Source organism: Paenibacillus catalpae (assembly GCF_900112695.1).
Lineage (GTDB): Bacteria > Bacillota > Bacilli > Paenibacillales > Paenibacillaceae > Pristimantibacillus > Pristimantibacillus catalpae.
This window is the reverse complement of record NZ_FOMT01000010.1, coordinates 44,342-62,272: the sequence shown is the minus strand read 5'-3', so window position 1 is coordinate 62,272 and position 17,931 is coordinate 44,342. Positions and strand designations below refer to the sequence as shown.

Genomic DNA, 17,931 nt, shown 5'->3' with positions numbered 1-17,931 from the left:
TAAAGCGGTACGCGAGCTGGGTTCAGAACGTCGTGAGACAGTTCGGTCCCTATCTGTCGCGGGCGCAGGAAATTTGAGAGGAGCTGTCCTTAGTACGAGAGGACCGGGATGGACGTACCGCTGGTGTACCAGTTGTTCCGCCAGGAGCACCGCTGGGTAGCCAAGTACGGACGGGATAAGCGCTGAAAGCATCTAAGCGTGAAGCCCCCCTCAAGATGAGATTTCCCAATTAGTAAGACCCCTTGAAGACGACGAGGTTGATAGGTTCGGGGTGGAAGCACAGCAATGTGTGGAGCTGACGAATACTAATCGGTCGAGGGCTTATCCTAAAATTCACCCCACAAAGTGAAGCAAACGCTACGAGGATTATTCCGAGTACTTTGCGGGGACCCCGGTATAAAATCCGGAAAAACTTAAGGAATTCAAACTTTCGCATCCAGTTTTCAAGGCGCAAATAACGCCTTACGTTTGGTGGCGATGGCGGAGGGGAACCACGCGTTCCCATACCGAACACGACCGTTAAGCCCTCCAGCGCCAATGGTACTTGGACCGCAGGGTCCTGGGAGAGTAGGACGTCGCCAAGCACGAAGAGCCTGTCGCATGATTGCGGCAGGTTTTTTTGTTTTGTCTGTTTCTTGCATTGCTCTGTCTCGTCTCGCTATGTAATAATGTGAATATTTACTAGTTAATTCGAGAGGAGTTTGGTGATGACGAAGGACACACGTTTGCTTACGATGGAGCAATTTGAGGATATGATTGAACTGAGTCAATTCGCTTTTCAATATGAAATTCCGGCTGCTAAGCTGGCCGAGTCACGGGAACGGTTTGAACATGAGGAAACAGATCGCTGGGGAATATTTTTGGATGGCAAGCTTGCGGCACAGTTAGCGGTTCTTGATCTCCATACTTATATTAACGGCAAACGATTTGCGATGGGCGGCGTTGCCGGTGTATCTACCTGGCCGGAATATAGACGTCAGGGTCTTGTTGCTGAGCTGCTTCAACACTCTCTTGAGCAAATGAAAGAAAAAGGGCAGACGTTATCATTTCTCCATCCTTTCTCGATTGGGTTTTACCGGAAGTTTGGCTGGGAAGTCTATACGGATCTAAAGACATATCGGATCGACACGAGCCTGCTGCCTGCAAGAACTCCGTACAGTGGAACGATTAAGCGAGTAGAGTTGAATTATGGACTGCTTAATCCGTTATATAACGCGTATGCCAAACGGGTAAATGGCGCATTGGACCGTGCGGAAGCCTGGTGGAATTACCGGATCGCTTCGCGTAAGAAGGGACAAACGGTTGTCTTTTTCGATACAACTGGTGTAGCCCAAGGGTATGTGATCTATGAGGTGAAGAACAGAGAGCTGTTTGTTCATGAATTTATTGATCTGACAGAAGAAGCGCGCAGCGCCTTATGGTCCTTCCTGGCGCAGCATGATTCCATGATAGACCGGCTGGAGATCAAGGTAGCTGCTGATGATGGCCTTGCTTATCTGCTTGCTAATCCACGGATCAAACAGGAGATTGAACCGTATTTCATGGCACGGATCGTTGATGCGGAGTCATTCCTTAGAGAGTACCCGTTTGAGGCAGGCAGCGATGAGGCCGAGACCGGTTTTGTACTGGATATTCAAGATGAGCATGCCCCGTGGAATGAAGGGTTACTGCAAGTACGTATTGCCGCAGACGGAAGCGCGAATGTACAGCGATTATCGGGAGAGACTAACGGGGAACAAATCCGGACAGGAATTGGAGCATTGGCGGCAATGCTTACAGGGTATAAGCGTCCGACAGAGCTGCTTCGTTATGGACAAATCCAGGGGCAAAGCCATCTGGTGGAGAAGTTGGAGAGTCGAATCCCGGCTCGGACTACGTTTCTTCCTGACTTTTTCTAAAGCGCTGACATCGAGACTGCCTATTGCTGGGTGTTAAAAGGCTTACTTTCCTGCAAAAGGGAACCGTTCCACGCATAAACCTAACATCCTTGACAGCCCCTACCCCCTCTGATAATATTGCAATAATATGCGTGAGAGGTATCAAAATTAAGGGAGGAACTTACTCGTGTGGGAAACGAAATTCGCCAAAGAAGGCCTGACATTCGATGATGTACTGCTCGTACCGCGGAAATCTGTTGTGTTGCCTCGTGAATCGGACGTATCTACAAAACTCAGCGAAGGCATCAAACTGAACATTCCGCTGATCAGCGCAGGGATGGACACTGTTACGGAATCGGCTTTGGCGATTGCTATAGCTCGTGAGGGCGGTATCGGTATCATTCATAAAAATATGTCGGTAGCGCAACAAGCAGAAGAAGTCGATCGTGTTAAACGTTCGGAGAGCGGCGTTATTACTAATCCATTCTCGTTGACGCCTGATCATCATGTTTATGATGCTGAAGAGCTGATGGGCAAATACCGTATTTCCGGTGTGCCGATCGTTGACAACGAACAGAAGCTGGTTGGTATCCTGACAAACCGCGACCTTCGTTTTGTTCATGATTATTCGATCAAAATTCACGAAGTGATGACACATGCGGATCTCGTAACAGCACCTGTCGGAACGACTTTGCAAGAAGCTGAAGGTATTCTTCAAAAGCACAAAATCGAGAAGCTTCCACTTGTTGACGAGAACAACACGCTTAAAGGTCTCATTACGATTAAAGATATTGAAAAAGCGATCCAATTCCCTAATGCGGCAAAAGACAAGCATGGACGCCTTCTTTGCGGCGCTGCGGTGGGTATCGGCAAAGATACAGTTGACCGTGCGGACGCACTTGTACAAGCTGGCATCGACGTTCTGGTTGTTGACTCGGCGCATGGCCATCATATTAATATTCTTGATGCGGTTAGCAAGCTGCGTGCAAAATACCCGGATTTGACGATTATCGCGGGTAACGTTGCAACAGGCGAAGCGACTCGCGACCTGATTGAAGCAGGCGCATCGGTGATCAAGGTTGGTATCGGTCCTGGTTCGATCTGTACAACACGCGTTATCGCAGGTATCGGTGTACCGCAAATTACCGCAATCTATGATTGCGCTACTGTAGCCCGTGAATACAATGTACCGGTCATTGCTGACGGCGGCATCAAGTATTCCGGCGACATTACAAAAGCTATTGCTGCAGGCGCAAGCGCGATTATGATCGGCAGCTTGTTTGCTGGTACAGCTGAAAGCCCTGGCGAAACGGAAATTTTCCAAGGCCGCAGCTTTAAAGTATACCGCGGCATGGGTTCGCTTGGCGCGATGAAAGAAGGCAGTAAAGACCGTTACTTCCAAGAGAACGAGAGCAAGCTTGTTCCGGAAGGTATTGAAGGACGCGTTCCGTTCAAAGGTCCTCTTGCTGATACGGTTCATCAATTGCTTGGTGGTCTTCGTTCGGGTATGGGCTATTGCGGTACAAAAAATCTGGATGAACTGCGTAACGATACGCAATTCATCCGGATCACTGGCTCTGGTCTTCGCGAGAGCCATCCGCATGACGTTCAAATTACAAAAGAAGCTCCAAACTACTCGCTGTAATTTACCCGGCTAACGGGCAACGGCAGGCAAGAGACTAGTTCTCTTGCCTGCTTTTTTATATATAAGAATTTTTTAATATCTACTTTTAATCTCTACGAAATGTGGAATCTCCGCCTGACTAACCATAATGCTGCCGTTATTGCCCAGAAGTTGATTCTTTCGCATCGGTTTAACTCTACCTATCCCATGTGTTACAATGAAATTCAAATGACTTAGGGATGAAAAGGGGAGAAAACGTTGAAAGTATTGCCGGTAAGACTACGGTCGGTAGTAGCAGCTTTTGTCGCAATTTTGGTAGCATTATCGTTAGGAACGTCCTCGGTGAATGCAGCAGGTACGCCGGGCGGCGAATGGGTGGAAAACTCCCTTGGCCTTGAGTTAAGTTCAGCCATCTTGATCGACGCCGAAACTGGCCAAGTCGTATATGAAGTGAATGCGGACGAGCCTCGTCCTCCTGCAAGTATGACCAAACTTATGACGGAGTACATCGTCCTGGAACAAATTAAGAGCAAGTCGCTTACATGGGATGAAATGATTACCGTTACAGAAGAAGCAGCTAGCACGCCAAAGGACGGCTCGCAAGTATACCTGGCCCAAGGCGAACAATATAAGGTCAAAGATCTTTATATGGCTATGGCTGTAGGCTCTGCGAATGATGCAACGATCGCCTTGGCTTCTGCAATCAGCGGTAGCGAGCAAGGCTTTGTGGAAAAAATGAATGAAACGGCTCAAAAACTCGGACTTACTTCTGCTCATTATACAAGTGCAACTGGTTTGGCTGATACAACCGTGATTTCGGCGAGAGACCAGGCAAAGCTGGCTCAAACGATTATCAAGGAGGATCCTGAGTTTCTGGAGTATGCTTCTACGACAGAGTATCAGTTCCGTCCTCGTGATGACAAACCAATCGCTAATATTAACTGGATGCTTGCGGCTAATAAGAACAACACTTATCTGAGAGCTTTTGCCTATGACGGTGTTGACGGTATGAAAACAGGCTATATTTCGGCTGCGGGCTATACGTTTACAGGCACAGTTAAACGCGGTGATCAGCGTTATATCAGTGTAGTTATGAATGCAAAGTCGAAGGAAGCCCGCTTTAACGAAACGGCGAAAATGTACAACTACGCATTTAATTCCCTGGAGAAGAAAACCGTAGTTCCGGCAAAATCCGTGGTAGAAAAAGCAGAATCGGTAAAAATTAAAAAAGGTGTGAAAAAATCGGTTCCGGTTATTACGGCTTCCGATATATCGCTAATCGTTAAAAAAGGGACTGAGCCGAAGATTGAGTTGACCGGCTACGAACTTAAAAAACCGGAGGAGCTGGTTGCTCCGATTAAAGCAGGTCAAGTCGTAGGTACGGCTACGTACAAATATACCGACGATCAAGGCAAGGCGCTGGAGAAAAAAGTCGATCTGATCGCCAGCAAAGATGTGAAGAAAGCAAGCTGGTTCGCTCTGATGTTCCGCGGAATCGGGAGCTTCTTCTCCGGACTGTTTAACGGTATTGTGGATTTGTTCTAATTACACGCTGAAGATGTTCTAAACCGTGGCAGGGAAGGCAAATCAAGGGTTGTCGATTGATGGCCCTTCCTGTAAAATAAATGGTTAGAGTAAGCGGCGATGCTTCAACTATACAAGTGATTAAGCGCATAGCCCCTATAGGTTGGCTGCGCTCCATTTTAAGGAGGATTTCTAAGCATGGAAACAGGAACTTCGCGCGTAAAACGCGGCATGGCAGAAATGCAAAAAGGCGGCGTCATCATGGACGTTATGAACGCCGAGCAAGCGAAAATTGCGGAAGCAGCAGGCGCAACTGCCGTAATGGCACTGGAACGTGTACCTTCTGATATTCGTGCAGCAGGCGGCGTTGCCCGCATGGCTGACCCTACAATTGTAGAAGAAGTTATGAAAGTGGTATCGATTCCGGTTATGGCGAAAGCACGTATCGGTCATATTACTGAAGCACGTGTCCTCGAATCGATGGGTGTAGACTATATCGACGAGAGCGAAGTACTGACTCCTGCGGACGAAGTATTCCATATCAGCAAGAACGAATTCACTGTACCTTTCGTATGTGGTGCTAAGGACCTGGGTGAAGCTCTTCGCCGTATTCAAGAAGGGGCAGCTATGCTTCGTACCAAAGGCGAGCCGGGAACCGGAAACATCGTTGAAGCGGTGCGTCACCTTCGTCTGATCAACGGTCAAATTCGCAAAGTACAAAACTTGTCCAAGGATGAGCTCTACCATGAGGCGAAAGTACTTGGCGTACCTTACGACTTGTTGCTTCAAGTTAGCGAGAGCGGCAAACTGCCGGTTGTTAACTTCGCAGCGGGCGGCGTGGCAACTCCATCTGACGCAGCATTGATGATGGAACTCGGCGCTGACGGCGTATTCGTTGGTTCCGGTATCTTCAAATCGGACAGCCCTGAGAAATTCGCTCGTGCTATCGTTGAAGCTACAACACATTTCAGAGATTACAAGCTGATTGCAGAAGTATCCAAAAACCTGGGTACTCCGATGAAAGGCATTGAAATTTCGAAACTGAATGCAGCTGAGCGTATGCAGGACCGCGGTCTGTAAGAAGCGGCATCTATAGAAAGGCGTGTAAGCGATGAAAATTGGTGTACTTGCGCTTCAAGGCGCAGTAGCAGAGCATATACGCAGTTTGGAGGCGGCGGGCGCGGAAGCGGTCGCCGTTAAACGAATGGAAGAGCTTGCTGAGCTCGACGGTATCGTTATTCCAGGCGGCGAAAGCACAACAATCGGCAAGCTGATCCGCAAATACGGCTTCCTGGAAGCTCTTCAGGATTTCTCGAAACAAGGCAAGCCGTTGTTTGGGACTTGTGCCGGTCTTATTATCCTGGCGGACAAGATTGATGGTCAGGATGACGCACATCTGAAGCTGATGGATATGGTTGTTGCGCGTAATGCGTTTGGCCGCCAGCGTGAAAGCTTCGAGACGGATCTTCCGATCAAAGGGATCAACGAACCGATCCGTGCGGTGTTCATCCGTGCTCCTCTCATAAAAGAAGTTGGCAGCAGCGTTGATGTATTGTCCGTATACAACGATGAGATTGTAGCAGCAAGACAAGGGCATCTGCTCGCTTGCTCCTTCCATCCAGAGCTTACGGACGATTTCCGTCTGCATGCGTATTTTGTCGATATGGTAAAAGAAGCGACTAAAACAACGACGAAGTAAAAGTTACTTCGTGAAGCAATAGAGAGGGGCAACTGTCGTGTTGGACGTGAAATGGCTGCGTAACGAATATGAGCAGGTGGAGAAGGCGCTGAACAACCGTCGCGCTTCGCTCGACCTTATTTCCGGTTTCCCGGAGCTGGACGTAAAGCGTCGTGACCTGCTTGTAGAAACAGATAATTTGAAGAACCGCCGTAATACGGTATCCCAGGAAGTAGCCAAGCTGAAGAAATCCGGCGGCGATGCGGATGCGCTGATCGTAGAGATGCGCGAAGTTGGCGACCGGATTAAAGAGCTGGACGAGGAAATCCGTGTAATCGAAGCACAGGTGGAAGAGCTTATGCTGTCTATTCCAAACCTGCCTCATGAGAGTGTTCCGGTAGGCGCTTCGGAGGAAGACAATGTTGAGATTCGCCGTCATGGTGAGCAAACGACATTCGAATTCGAACCGAAGGCCCATTGGGACCTCGCGCAGGAACTGGGAATTCTCGACTTTGAGCGTGCGGGTAAAGTAACAGGCTCGCGCTTTACGTTCTACCGTGGTCTTGGCGCGCGTCTTGAGCGTGCTTTGATCAGCTTTATGATGGACCTGCACAGCGACCAGCACGGCTATGAAGAAGTGCTGCCGCCATATCTCGTCAACCGCGACAGCTTGATCGGTACAGGCCAGCTTCCGAAGTTTGAAGAGGATTTGTTCAAGATCAGCGATTCCGACTACTTCCTCATTCCAACAGCTGAGGTTCCGGTAACGAATCTGTATCGTGAAGAGATTCTGTCGATTGAAGAGCTGCCCAAGTATTTCGTTGCCTACAGCTCGTGCTTCCGCTCGGAAGCAGGTGCAGCCGGCCGTGATACGCGTGGTCTGATCCGTCAGCATCAGTTCAACAAAGTCGAGCTGATCAAGCTGGCGAAGCCGGAAGAGTCGTATGATGAGCTGGAGAAAATGACGGCTAATGCCGAGAAAGTACTGCAGCTGCTTGGTCTTCCATACCGCGTTCTGGCGCTTTGCACAGGCGATATGGGCTTTACAGCGGCCAAGACGTACGATCTGGAAGTATGGCTGCCTAGCGCTGGCACATACCGTGAGATCTCGTCCTGCTCGAACGTAGAGGACTTCCAGGCTCGCCGTGCAGGCATTCGCTTCCGTCGTGAAGCGAAGAGCAAGCCGGAGTTTGTGCATACGCTGAACGGCTCGGGTCTGGCTGTAGGCCGTACTTTTGCTGCGATTCTGGAGAACTACCAGCAAGCGGATGGAACGATTATTGTTCCGGAAGTGCTCCGTCCATACATGGGCGGCCTTGCGAAAATCAGCCCGCGTGCTTAAATAATTTCCCATGGGCCAAAAATGCAGTTGATTATGGTTTTTGGCCTGTGGTACAATAACCTTTGTCAGTTCTTAATACGGAGAGGTACCGAAGCGGTCATAACGGGGCGGTCTTGAAAACCGTTAGGGTGCAAGCCCACGTGGGTTCGAGTCCCACCCTCTCCGCCAGTTTTATAATCAGCGTACATACGATACGTCCGAGACTTATGTCTCGGGCGTTTTTTGTTGCGTTCTTCATTATGGGATTGGGGATAACGAAATCGGCCGCAGTTGTGTACCTGTGCATAAACCGTTCAAATCCTTTATACACAGCATTGTGAATAAAGTGGAGAATATGTGGATAAGTCTGTGGATAAGGTGAATAGCTGCCAGCCGAATAATTCGAATCGCATTGCCGCATCTTATAGGTTGTGGAGGTGCTTTTATAAATGGCTAATGATAAGCTTCAAATTGATCAGAATCAGCTTGTGGCTGCATGGCAGCGTACCTTGCCGGAGTGGATTAAGGATGCGGACAACTGCGAAGTTTTCGCGGATGAGTCAGATCCGAGGTCGCTGCGTGTCACGATTAATACGGCAGGGCATCAAGCTTATTCCTTTGACTTCAAGGTATGTTATGTGGATAGCCGCGAAGTGAAGGTCGAAGTGATTGATGTGGATAAAAATAAGGTTTCCATTGATGAACGGACAGATCCCATGCAGCAGCTTATCCAGGATTACACTCGTCACCTGCATGAATGCGCACAAGCGCTTCAGCAGCTGACACATGCATAGGAGGAACCAATCATGACGAAGGCAAAAGGCTCGCTCGACAAAAATTTATCCAATGTAATTGATGATTTAGCACAAACGCCCGTCAACAGTCATCAAGCTCAGCAAATCAATCAAGATGTGAATGATAGACGCCATCAAGATGCGTTAAATCATGATCAACCGACGGATTTGACCCATCAACGTGGCAGTTAATCCTTGATTAGGAGGCGTTTAATATGAGTAAACCCGAATCTTATCCAGTACCCGAAGGACAAGAAAACGGAGGCAGACAGCGCCAAAACCGCGGTCATCAGCAAGAGCCTCTGTCCGGCTCTAAAAAAGTGAAGCAAAAAAATCATGTACGGCATAATAACCCTGAGGGCTAATAACTTCATATCATCGATTAGTGGAATCCCGTTTCAGCATATGAAACGGGATTTTGCTGCAATTATCTTCTAAACGGGCAGGTGATGATATAGAATGGAGGTATTGTTTATAAAGGGGGACGAACGGAATTGAAGAGCGTACAACGAATCGCTTATCTCGCACTTATTGTTGTCTTACTGGTTATTGCAGGATGCAGCTCCGAAAGCACGCCGCCCAAGCAGGCGCTTCAGGAAGCTATGAAAAATATGGGAAATATAAACAGCTATTCCGCGCAAATGTCTCTTGGCATTGATAACTTTGAAATACCCTCAGGAGCTTCGGAGAACGGGATCGATATGGCTACGGTCATAACGGGTATGCTCAAAGGCGCCAAGCTGGATATTAAGGCGGTATACGCAAAGGAGCCGCAGCGCACGGATATGGAGCTGAACCTTCAACTATCCGGGACAACGATTACGATACCGATGATTGTTACGGGCGAGAAGCTGTTTATGAAGCTGCCGGCCCTGCCGATGCTTCAGCTTCCGGAATCCGCAGCAGGCAAATTTGTTGAACTGGATATGAAGACGCTGGCCGAAGAGCAGGGAGCCGCAGCAGCAACGCTCGATGCCGCAGCGCAGCAAAAATTAGTCCAAGAGCTTGGTGCGGTAGTACTTAAGCATTTTGACGAGAAAACATATTTCAAAAACGTAAAGGCCAAGGATGCCGGTCTGCCGGACGGTGTGAAGGCTGAGCAGGTTGTCCGCTTCACGGTGGATGAGAGCAATTATAAGCAGTCTGTGGAAACCATTGTTAATGAGATGGTTCCAGACTTGTTGAATGTGATTGCTTCTAATGAGTCGTATCTGGAGCAGATTCAGAAGTCCAAAGAAGATGTAGAGAAGATGAAAGCAGACTGGGATGCCGGCAAAGCGGCCAAGATTGATTATTTGAACCAGAATGTAAAAGTTAATGAGCTGTCGATTACAGGTGCGATCAATAAAGATAAGCTGCTGACTTACCAAGCAGGCAAGGTAGATGTAGAATTAATGGATAAAGCCAGCGGCAACGTGTTTAAAGCAAATGTTCATTTTGACATGACATACAGCGATGTGAACAGTGATCCGAAATTCCTGTATGAGATTCCAACGGATGCAGTGAAATTTGAAGATTTAGCGAAGCAGATGCAGCTTCCAACGGGGTTATAATTAAATAATTAAACAAGGATGGTGTTCTTCAATGAAAGTAGAAGTATGGTCTGATTTTGCGTGTCCGTTCTGTTATATCGGTAAACGCCGCCTGGAGCAGGCTCTTAGTCAATTTGAGCATGGCGATCAAGTGGAAGTGGAGTTCAAGAGCTTTGAGCTGGATCCCAATGCTCCGGTTGAGATCGGGCATGACGTCTATGACTATTTGTCGACTAAATACGGAATGACCCGCGAGCAGGCGATCTCCAACAACGTGCACCTGACCGAGCAGGCGAAGACGCTTGGCCTGGATTATCATTTTGATACGATGATCCTGACCAATACGTTTGATGCCCATCAGCTGACTCATTTCGCAGCCAAATACGGAAAGCGTGAAGAGATGGCGGAGCGTTTGTTCAAAGCGTATTTCACGGATTCGAAGCATCTTGGCCGTAAAGAAACGTTAGCCGACCTGGCTGCCGAAATCGGACTGGACCGCGAGGAAGCGTTGAAGGCTCTCGAAGAAAGCACTTATAAGCAGGAAGTACGTACTAACGAGCAGGAGGCGGGACAGCTTGGCGTACGCGGCGTTCCTTTCTTTGTCATCGACCGTAAATATGCGGTATCCGGTGCACAGCCGAGCGAAGTATTCCTGCAGGCGGTATCGAAGGCCTGGGAGGAAAACAAACCGCTTACCGTCATTGGTGGAGACAAAGAGACGAACGGAACGGACGAAGCATGTGCAGACGGCGTCTGCGCCCCTAACTCCAATAAGTAAAGGAAGCAGGGCTTATTTGCAGGAGGTTACCAAGCTTTGAAGAAACTACTCGCCTTACTATTTGTGGCCATTATGATCTACGTAGTACCCCGAATAGACGACTGGCAGGGGCAGCATTCTGTAGAACCAGCCTCTACAAGCGACTATGCCTTGGAATTTCCTGCTGAGCGGTATCCGGAGACAGCTAAACATATCCAGGAGGCCGTGGCATCAGGTGAATCCAGGATCTGTACGATAGACCGGGAGAATGCCGAGGAGAACCGCAAGGAATCGCTAAAGGATATCCCGACCAAAAAGGGCTATGACCGCGACGAATGGCCAATGGCAATGTGCAAGGAAGGCGGAGAAGGAGCTGATATTGCATATATAGCTCCGTCTGATAACCGCGGAGCGGGTGCATGGGTAAGCAATCAGCTCGATACATTCCCGGATGGAACCCGGGTAGAATTTATTGTGAAGTAATAACAAATAGGCCTTTGCAGACGCGGCTTCCCGCATTTTGCAAAGGCCTATTTTTCATCCGATCGTTGTCCCATCGCCGAAGGTGACAAGCTTGCCTGTTATTGGATGGTCAGCAGGGTTCACCGATAGTGAGTGGCGGGTATCAAAGATAAAGCGGCTATGCTTGATGATCAGATCACCCGGCATTACCTCGTGATTCATGCAGATCAGCACGCAGTCGGCCTGTTTCAGCCGCTCCCCTGTTAATTCGATGCCTTGAAGCTTGGAACCATCTTCCAGCTTGATGTGCGGGATATAGGGATCATGATAATCTACGGCCGCGCCTCGATGCAGCAGGGTATTTATGATCGGAAGGGCGGCAGATTCCCGCACATCGGCGATATCGGGCTTATAGGTAACGCCATAGACGAGGATACGGGCTCCTGCAAGTCTCTTTCTGCCCGGAAGTTCTTGCTCGATCCGATCGGCAAGGTAAGCCGGCAAGCTGTCATTGACTTGTTGAGAGAGTTCAATAAAGCGGCTGGTTATACCGGCCTGTGCGGCTTTCCACTGGAGGTAAAGCGGGTCTACGGGAATACAGTGACCGCCAACTCCCGGACCGGGATAGAAGGCGCTGAAGCCGTAAGGTTTGGTCGCTGCGGCCTTAATAACCTCCCACACATTGACGTTTAACCGGTCGCACAGTTGTGCGAATTCATTGATAAACGAGATATTAATGAACCGATAGCTGTTCTCCAGCAGTTTGGCCGTCTCTGCTGCTTCCGTTGTGGAGACCGTGACCACTTGTTCAAACACCTGGGAGTAAACGGCGTATAGCTTCCGTTCACAGTCGGCTGTTATGCCACTGATGATTTTGGGAATGTCGGAGAAGGAAATGCTTTTGTTCCCGGGATCAATCCGCTCAGGGGAATACCCGAGATAGAGTTGTTGTCCGATCCTTAGACCGCTTTTTTCAAGTAAGGGCAGCACAACCTCACGAGTCGTTCCGGGATAGGTGGAGCTCTCAATCACAACAAGCTGACCGGGGGTCAGCAGCGGGGCAAGTCTGCTGCAAGTGTCGGTCAAGTATGATAAATCAGGGCTGTTGTCCGGCGATAATGGGGTGGGTACGCATATAATAACGGTATCGGCGCCCGATAAGGCTGCATAGTCCGCAGATACCTGCCAGCGCCCCGATTGAACGGCCTCCGCTATATCCGAATCGGATAAGTCCTGGATGTAGCTTTTTCCTTGCTGAATGGCCGAGATTTTCCGGGAATCATAGTCGATACCGATTACGTGGAATCCTTTGCGCACGAACATCATCGAGAGCGGCAGTCCTACAAAACCGAGACCGATAATCGCGACCTTCTTTTGCATGACCTCTACCGTATGGTCTTCCTTCATAGATTTATCTATCTCCTTTCGCAAAACCGCGATCCTATTCTACTAAAATATTAAAAAGCTGCTAGAGATGAGCACGACATAAGCCTGCATGTCATGTCCATTTTCAGAAAGATTATAGGAAGGTGCGAAGCGATGAGCGCAGCAAAAGCAAGAGGCGTTACGATTATCACGGCTACGATGCGTCCCCAACATATCAATCAGCTCTTTCAAAACTACTCCCGTCAGGATTGGGAGAATAAAGAGCTTATTATTATTGTAAATAAAGATAAGGCAGGGCTTGGACAATATCAGAATAAGGCCAAATCCTACCCGAATGTGAGGGTTTTCCGGATGCCGGAGAGCTCGAAGCTTGGTGCGTGTCTTAATTACGCAGCTTCGCGGGCCAAGTATGACTATATCGCCAAGTTTGATGATGATGATTATTACGGCTCCAATTACATTCCTGAGGCGATGGCCATGTTCCAGACCAGTAAGGCGGATATTGTCGGAAAGCAGGAAATTTATTATTTTTTCCCCCATCGTTTGACCTTGCTGCTTCGAAAAAGAGGCACCCCCTGGTATTCACCGGTCAGCAGGGTTGCCGGGGCTACGATTATGTTTCACAAGCGGGTTCTGGAAAAGGTGTCCTTTAATAACAAGGTCCGCCAAGGCTCGGATGTCCGGTTTATTAAGGGGGCGCTGGAGCAGAAGTTTCGGGTCTATACGACAACGCCCTATAACTTCGCAGCCATGCGCAGGGCGGACCGAAGCTCCCATACGTGGAAGATAACGGATAGTCATCTTTTACGGTCGAAAGGCGCGGTCATTAGAAAAACCGCTTATTACCGGAAACACGTGAACCGCAGTATTCAGCAGCTCCGCAGACTGGGGCTTCGGCGTCCGAATTCCAATGCTCGATAAGCACTGGACAGCTAAGCTTCTTGTGCGGGAGCTTAGCTTGCCCACGCTTGTCAATGTTTGCTACCATAAGGACAAGTTCGACGCGGAGATAATAGGAGAAAGATATGATCACATTTAGAGAAGTCAGCAAGCAATTCAAGGCCGGCAGGCAGTGGGTGGAGGCGGTTCGGCCTACCTCATTGCATGTAGAGAAGGGGCAGATTCAAGGGATAATCGGATTCAGCGGAGCGGGCAAATCAACCTTGCTGCGGATGGCTAATCTGCTTGAGCTGCCGACCGCTGGCGAGGTTTACATAGATGGACAAGAGCTTACGGGGCTAAGCGCAGGAGAGCTTCGGGAGGCGAGACGGTCGATCGGAATGGTTTTTCAGCATTATAATCTGCTTAGCAATGAGACTTGTGCAGCCAATGTGGAGTTTGTGCTTAAAGCCGCAAAGCTGCCCGGAAGGGAGCGAAAGAGAAGGGCAGAGGAATGCCTTGAGATTGTCGGACTGGCGGATAAAGCGAAGCAGTATCCTGCTCAGCTAAGCGGCGGTCAGAAGCAGCGGGTGGCGATCGCCAGAGCGCTTGCGAACAATCCGAAGGTGCTTCTATGCGACGAACCGACATCGGCGCTTGATCCGGTCACTACGCTGTCTATTCTGGAATTTCTGGAGAAGATCAACCGCGAATTGCAGGTCACCATTATGCTGGTGACGCATGAGATTCAGGTAGCGAAACGGCTGTGCAGCCGCGTTGCTGTAATGGAGGGCGGCGCGATTACCGAGCAGCTGGATATGACTCTCCCGGAGATCAAGCCGGTAACGCCGCTTGGGCAGTTTTTGTTCGATACGGCTGAAGTATCGTCCTCTTCCGTCTGGCGGAGGGGGGAGGGTTACCGTGGATAGCATTCTGGCCTTACAATCGGAGATTATAAAAGCGATCGAGCAGACATTTACGATGGTCTCGATCTCCGTTGCCGCCGCGATTATCGTTGGCATGCCGGTCGGGATCCTGCTCTTCCTGACGGCACCGGGCAATCTGCGGGCTAACCGTCCGTTATATAGCGTTGTCAGTTATGCGGTGAACCTTGTGCGTTCTTTTCCGTTCCTCATTCTGCTCGTTGCCTTAATTCCGTTCTCCAGAATGATTGTAGGAACCGCGATTGGTCCTCTGGCGGCTTCGGTATCGCTCTCCGTGGCGGCTATTCCGTTCTATGCGAGGCTGGTGGAGCAAAGCCTGCGGGACGTGCCTAAAGGGGTTATCGAGGCAGCAGTAGCCTCTGGAGCGTCGATGAAGCATATAATATGGGGAGTACTGTTGTCCGAAGCCCGTCCGGGACTGGTATCCGGCCTTACGGTGACGATCATCAGCTTTATCTCGTACTCGGCTGCAGCAGGTACTGTCGGGGGCGGGGGCATAGGCGACTTGGCCATTCGTTACGGCTATCAGAGGTTTGAGACCGAGGTTATGGCGGCCTGTATAGTGATTCTTGTCGTAATCGTTCAGCTTGTCCAATGGATAGGCAGCTTCGCTGCCTCCCGATTGGATAAGCGTAAGTAATTAGTTATTTAAATAACGCTCCTGGATAATCGTCAAATGATTCCGTTCGTGACCATACAAAATACATGCTATTGCACGTACACTAAGCGGCGACTGATTCGCAATGCCGGTCCGGGTGTATGCTTCGGCAGGCAGCTGCTTAAGCAGCAGGATGGTCGCCTGGCGGACGGCATTATAATTGTCCAGCAGATCGGAGATCGTGAGGTCGCGGAAAGGCTCGCCTTCCATATAAGCATCCTGATCAAAGCCCGGAAGCGGGGTTGAGTCTCCTCTGGCGATCCGGAGCAGACGGTAACTAATAATACGCTCCGTATCCGTTACGTGACCAAGAACTTCTTTCAGAGACCACTTGCCTACGGCATAGCGGAACTCGGCTTGGTCAGCGGATACTGCGGGGAAGATCCGGTTCGCCTCCGCTTGCTGTTCCTCTAACAGAGTAATCAGGTTCCCTTCTGGGACAAGGCTGATATAACGGGAGAAAAACTCGTTATATTCGCCTGCTTGTGGACGTTCGAACATTGAATGGCACCTCCTTGGAATTAATAGGAGTATACCGCCCGCCAAGGTTCTTTTCAACAGAAAAGAGGAGCCCTGTTACAGGCCCCTCTTCCGACGGTGTGTTGATTGAATGAGACTTTACATATCACACTTCACGTATTGAAATCACTCGGGCACGGCTTTACACGAACCGTTAGGGCGGAGCGTGTTAGGCACGCGTTTGGAAGTACTCTGCGGCACAACCCCTCGCTTCCATCGCATTAAGTGGCTAGTTCAGATCCCTCAGCAGTTCTTGCACCAAATTGGACAATGGAACCACACCTCACTTCACACCGTCAAAAGTATTATGGTCGGGATAGACGATTGCTATGCATGTATGCCGCGAAAAAATCATCACTTAGTCAATCCCAATCCCTTAAGGCTAATCCGCAATTGCCGCATACCTTTTCCGTCTTGCGGACCAGATGATTGCAGCCCGGGCAGTTCTCGTGGTCTTCATCGCTGGCGGCCTGCTCTGCGGCTTTGTTGCCAACCAGATGATCCCGGATCTCCTGAATATTTCTTGCCATCGTTGAATTGTCGACAGCGCTTTGAATGACTTCGTGTAAAATCCAGTAAGTAATAAAGCCTGCAATAAACACGCCGATAATAACGAGTACAATCATGGATTCACCTCGGGTAGGTTCTTAAAATGGGACATGCGGCACCAAAGTTAATCGGGTACCTCTATGTAATCCGATACACTGCTTTTTAACAGCTCGATTAAGTCATCATCCATATAACTGTATTCATCGGGAATACCAAGGCAAATCGTCTGCTTGCCGATAAATTCAGCTGCGAATTTGGCCTACAGTCTTCTCAGGTGCTTTTTCTCCATCACAAAGATAACATCTGCCCAGCCAACATGTCCGGCAGTTACCTTTATTCGGGCATTCTCTTCGGTTCCGGCCGATCTTACCTCGTACATGCTGTATGCTTCAAACACTTTCTCCGCGGTAAGACTGCGCCACTTATTCCTGCTGCATACAAAAAGCAGCTTAATAAGATCACTTCCCTTTATATATTTTCGTCAACGTTCCGATTTGACGTGCATGCAAGAAGAGCTCTATACTCTACTCGAATGTTTATGGCTCATTTGAAGAGGAGGCAGGAATAATGCGTATTGCTCAAGGTATTGAAATGCTGGAACTAAATTTAGGACCGATGACGGTATGTCCGACAGTGCTTTTCGATCAGGACGAGTGGGTGCTCGTGGATACGGGCATGCCCGGTTCTGCCTCGGTTATTATAGAGCTTGCCAAGCAGGCAGGTATCGGGGAACAACGGTTGAGTGCAATTCTTCTCACCCATCAGGATATTGATCATATCGGGGGTCTTCCGGCCTTTAAGGCGGACAACCCGGAGCTTGTTGTCTACGCTCATGAAGATGACAGAGCGGTGATCGACGGGAAGCAGCCGATGCTCAAGGTTTCCCCAGAGAGACTGGCCGGTCTGCTGGGTGCGCTCCCGGAGCTGGCGCGAAGCCAGTTTGAAGCAGCTTTCCTCAAACCAGGCTCCAACGTTGATCGTACAATGGCAGACGGCGAGGTTCTGCCGTTTGCGGGCGGTATAACGGTTATCCATACACCGGGCCATACCCCAGGTCATGTCAGTCTCTATCATCAGCTAAGCAAAACCTTAATTGCAGGTGATGCCATGGTTGTCGATAACGGAGAGCTGAAGGGCCCTAGAGAGGCGGTAACCCCGGACATGGCAACCGCTCTTCAGTCGCTGAAGAAATTCAAGAAGTACGATGTTGAGACCGTTATCTGCTATCATGGCGGCATGCTTCAAGGCGATGTGAACACGCGTATTGCTGCTTTGACCCAAGGGATATAAATTCTTAACCAAAAGCACGCAAATCCATGATTTGTGTGCTTTTTTTTATATTTTTGTTATCCGGCTTCCGTTGATTCCACTCAGGAAAGGAGAGCCTCCTTTTCTGGTTAAAATAAAAAAGAACCACATTTTATCAT

At 49.3% G+C, this 17,931-nt stretch carries 19 protein-coding genes, 1 tRNA gene, 2 rRNA genes and 1 pseudogene; 19 read left to right on the top strand and 4 right to left on the bottom strand.

Translation table 11 applies throughout. The features are described 5' to 3' along the window. The 15 genes from BM200_RS29215 to BM200_RS29145 form a co-directional block, all read left to right on the top strand. Nucleotides 1-329 (top strand): 23S ribosomal RNA (locus BM200_RS29215); the annotation flags it as partial. A 138-nt stretch (nucleotides 330-467) separates the two neighbouring features. Then, a 5S ribosomal RNA gene (rrf, locus tag BM200_RS29210) occupies nucleotides 468-584 on the top strand. A gap of 123 nt (nucleotides 585-707) precedes the next feature. Continuing rightward, nucleotides 708-1,898: a GNAT family N-acetyltransferase gene (locus BM200_RS29205; protein ID WP_091190903.1), complete on the top strand. Its 1,191-nt coding sequence runs from the start codon at nucleotides 708-710 to the stop codon at nucleotides 1,896-1,898. A 166-nt stretch (nucleotides 1,899-2,064) separates the two neighbouring features. Then, nucleotides 2,065-3,522 carry an IMP dehydrogenase gene (guaB, locus tag BM200_RS29200; protein WP_091190900.1) on the top strand — a complete coding sequence of 486 codons (1,458 nt, stop codon included), beginning with the start codon at nucleotides 2,065-2,067 and terminating at the stop codon, nucleotides 3,520-3,522. A gap of 237 nt (nucleotides 3,523-3,759) precedes the next feature. Then, nucleotides 3,760-5,046: a D-alanyl-D-alanine carboxypeptidase family protein gene (locus BM200_RS29195; protein WP_091190899.1), complete on the top strand. Its 1,287-nt coding sequence runs from the start codon at nucleotides 3,760-3,762 to the stop codon at nucleotides 5,044-5,046. A 177-nt stretch (nucleotides 5,047-5,223) separates the two neighbouring features. Continuing rightward, complete coding sequence (gene pdxS, locus BM200_RS29190; RefSeq protein ID WP_091190896.1) at nucleotides 5,224-6,105, top strand: pyridoxal 5'-phosphate synthase lyase subunit PdxS; 882 nt, start codon at nucleotides 5,224-5,226, stop codon at nucleotides 6,103-6,105. A gap of 31 nt (nucleotides 6,106-6,136) precedes the next feature. After that, nucleotides 6,137-6,724, top strand: a complete 588-nt coding sequence (gene pdxT, locus BM200_RS29185; protein ID WP_091190894.1) for a pyridoxal 5'-phosphate synthase glutaminase subunit PdxT — start codon at nucleotides 6,137-6,139, stop codon at nucleotides 6,722-6,724. 37 nt (nucleotides 6,725-6,761) lie between these two features. Further along, nucleotides 6,762-8,045 (top strand): serine--tRNA ligase, encoded by a 1,284-nt coding sequence (gene serS, locus BM200_RS29180; RefSeq protein ID WP_091190891.1) that lies wholly within the window; start codon nucleotides 6,762-6,764, stop codon nucleotides 8,043-8,045. 79 nt (nucleotides 8,046-8,124) lie between these two features. Then, nucleotides 8,125-8,213: transfer RNA gene (locus BM200_RS29175), tRNA-Ser, on the top strand. Nucleotides 8,214-8,473: 260 nt separating this feature from the next. After that, a complete protein-coding gene (locus BM200_RS29170) occupies nucleotides 8,474-8,818 on the top strand; it encodes a hypothetical protein (RefSeq protein WP_091190889.1) in 345 nt (114 codons plus the stop codon). 12 nt (nucleotides 8,819-8,830) lie between these two features. Then, on the top strand, nucleotides 8,831-9,010 hold the full coding sequence (locus BM200_RS29165) for a hypothetical protein (RefSeq protein WP_091190886.1): 180 nt from the start codon (nucleotides 8,831-8,833) through the stop codon (nucleotides 9,008-9,010). Nucleotides 9,011-9,033: 23 nt separating this feature from the next. Continuing rightward, nucleotides 9,034-9,183 carry a small acid-soluble spore protein P gene (locus tag BM200_RS29160; protein ID WP_091190884.1) on the top strand — a complete coding sequence of 50 codons (150 nt, stop codon included), beginning with the start codon at nucleotides 9,034-9,036 and terminating at the stop codon, nucleotides 9,181-9,183. Between the two features lie 129 nt (nucleotides 9,184-9,312). Further along, a complete protein-coding gene (locus tag BM200_RS29155; RefSeq protein ID WP_091190882.1) occupies nucleotides 9,313-10,371 on the top strand; it encodes a hypothetical protein in 1,059 nt (352 codons plus the stop codon). Between the two features lie 31 nt (nucleotides 10,372-10,402). After that, nucleotides 10,403-11,128 (top strand): DsbA family oxidoreductase, encoded by a 726-nt coding sequence (locus BM200_RS29150; protein ID WP_091190879.1) that lies wholly within the window; start codon nucleotides 10,403-10,405, stop codon nucleotides 11,126-11,128. 36 nt (nucleotides 11,129-11,164) lie between these two features. Continuing rightward, nucleotides 11,165-11,590 carry a NucA/NucB deoxyribonuclease domain-containing protein gene (locus tag BM200_RS29145; RefSeq protein WP_091190877.1) on the top strand — a complete coding sequence of 142 codons (426 nt, stop codon included), beginning with the start codon at nucleotides 11,165-11,167 and terminating at the stop codon, nucleotides 11,588-11,590. A 54-nt stretch (nucleotides 11,591-11,644) separates the two neighbouring features. Here BM200_RS29145 and BM200_RS29140 read toward each other — a convergent pair whose 3' ends face one another. Then, nucleotides 11,645-12,976 (bottom strand): nucleotide sugar dehydrogenase, encoded by a 1,332-nt coding sequence (locus BM200_RS29140; RefSeq protein ID WP_245773195.1) that lies wholly within the window; start codon nucleotides 12,974-12,976, stop codon nucleotides 11,645-11,647. A 132-nt stretch (nucleotides 12,977-13,108) separates the two neighbouring features. On the opposite strand from BM200_RS29140, the gene BM200_RS29135 reads away from it, so the two are divergent. The 3 genes from BM200_RS29135 (at nucleotide 13,109) to BM200_RS29125 (ending at nucleotide 15,418) form a co-directional block, all read left to right on the top strand. Then, nucleotides 13,109-13,876, top strand: coding sequence for a glycosyltransferase family 2 protein (locus BM200_RS29135; RefSeq protein ID WP_091190875.1), 768 nt, complete (start codon nucleotides 13,109-13,111; stop codon nucleotides 13,874-13,876). A gap of 104 nt (nucleotides 13,877-13,980) precedes the next feature. Continuing rightward, nucleotides 13,981-14,763, top strand: a complete 783-nt coding sequence (locus BM200_RS29130) for a methionine ABC transporter ATP-binding protein (protein WP_091190873.1) — start codon at nucleotides 13,981-13,983, stop codon at nucleotides 14,761-14,763. A gap of 52 nt (nucleotides 14,764-14,815) precedes the next feature. Further along, complete coding sequence (locus tag BM200_RS29125) at nucleotides 14,816-15,418, top strand: methionine ABC transporter permease (protein ID WP_245773196.1); 603 nt, start codon at nucleotides 14,816-14,818, stop codon at nucleotides 15,416-15,418. Here the strand turns inward: BM200_RS29125 and BM200_RS29120 are convergent, their stop codons facing one another. The 3 genes and pseudogenes from BM200_RS29120 to BM200_RS30555 all read right to left on the bottom strand — a co-directional run bounded on the left by BM200_RS29120 (nucleotide 15,419) and on the right by BM200_RS30555 (nucleotide 16,958). Then, nucleotides 15,419-15,937, bottom strand: coding sequence for a DinB family protein (locus tag BM200_RS29120; RefSeq protein ID WP_091190869.1), 519 nt, complete (start codon nucleotides 15,935-15,937; stop codon nucleotides 15,419-15,421). 380 nt (nucleotides 15,938-16,317) lie between these two features. Next, entirely contained in the window at nucleotides 16,318-16,581 is a 264-nt protein-coding gene (locus BM200_RS29115; RefSeq protein ID WP_091190866.1) for a hypothetical protein, read from the bottom strand. A 47-nt stretch (nucleotides 16,582-16,628) separates the two neighbouring features. Beyond that, nucleotides 16,629-16,958 (bottom strand): annotated as a pseudogene (locus BM200_RS30555) (low molecular weight protein tyrosine phosphatase family protein). 113 nt (nucleotides 16,959-17,071) lie between these two features. Here BM200_RS30555 and BM200_RS29105 point away from each other — a divergent pair. Then, a complete protein-coding gene (locus BM200_RS29105) occupies nucleotides 17,072-17,794 on the top strand; it encodes an MBL fold metallo-hydrolase (protein ID WP_091190865.1) in 723 nt (240 codons plus the stop codon). The last annotated feature ends 137 nt before the right edge of the window (nucleotides 17,795-17,931 follow it).

Bases quoted from the DNA above. Each gene is read 5' to 3' on its own strand.
- BM200_RS29205 (WP_091190903.1), top strand. From the start codon at position 708: ATGACGAAGGACACACGTTTGCTTACGATGGAGCAATTTGAGGATATG.
- pdxS (WP_091190896.1), top strand. From the start codon at position 5,224: ATGGAAACAGGAACTTCGCGCGTAAAACGCGGCATGGCAGAAATGCAA.
- pdxT (WP_091190894.1), top strand. From the start codon at position 6,137: ATGAAAATTGGTGTACTTGCGCTTCAAGGCGCAGTAGCAGAGCATATA.
- BM200_RS29170 (WP_091190889.1), top strand. From the start codon at position 8,474: ATGGCTAATGATAAGCTTCAAATTGATCAGAATCAGCTTGTGGCTGCA.
- BM200_RS29165 (WP_091190886.1), top strand. From the start codon at position 8,831: ATGACGAAGGCAAAAGGCTCGCTCGACAAAAATTTATCCAATGTAATT.
- BM200_RS29160 (WP_091190884.1), top strand. From the start codon at position 9,034: ATGAGTAAACCCGAATCTTATCCAGTACCCGAAGGACAAGAAAACGGA.
- BM200_RS29150 (WP_091190879.1), top strand. From the start codon at position 10,403: ATGAAAGTAGAAGTATGGTCTGATTTTGCGTGTCCGTTCTGTTATATC.
- BM200_RS29140 (WP_245773195.1), bottom strand. From the start codon at position 12,976: ATGAAGGAAGACCATACGGTAGAGGTCATGCAAAAGAAGGTCGCGATT.
- BM200_RS29135 (WP_091190875.1), top strand. From the start codon at position 13,109: ATGAGCGCAGCAAAAGCAAGAGGCGTTACGATTATCACGGCTACGATG.
- BM200_RS29130 (WP_091190873.1), top strand. From the start codon at position 13,981: ATGATCACATTTAGAGAAGTCAGCAAGCAATTCAAGGCCGGCAGGCAG.
- BM200_RS29125 (WP_245773196.1), top strand. From the start codon at position 14,816: ATGGTCTCGATCTCCGTTGCCGCCGCGATTATCGTTGGCATGCCGGTC.
- BM200_RS29120 (WP_091190869.1), bottom strand. From the start codon at position 15,937: ATGTTCGAACGTCCACAAGCAGGCGAATATAACGAGTTTTTCTCCCGT.
- BM200_RS29115 (WP_091190866.1), bottom strand. From the start codon at position 16,581: ATGATTGTACTCGTTATTATCGGCGTGTTTATTGCAGGCTTTATTACT.
- BM200_RS29105 (WP_091190865.1), top strand. From the start codon at position 17,072: ATGCGTATTGCTCAAGGTATTGAAATGCTGGAACTAAATTTAGGACCG.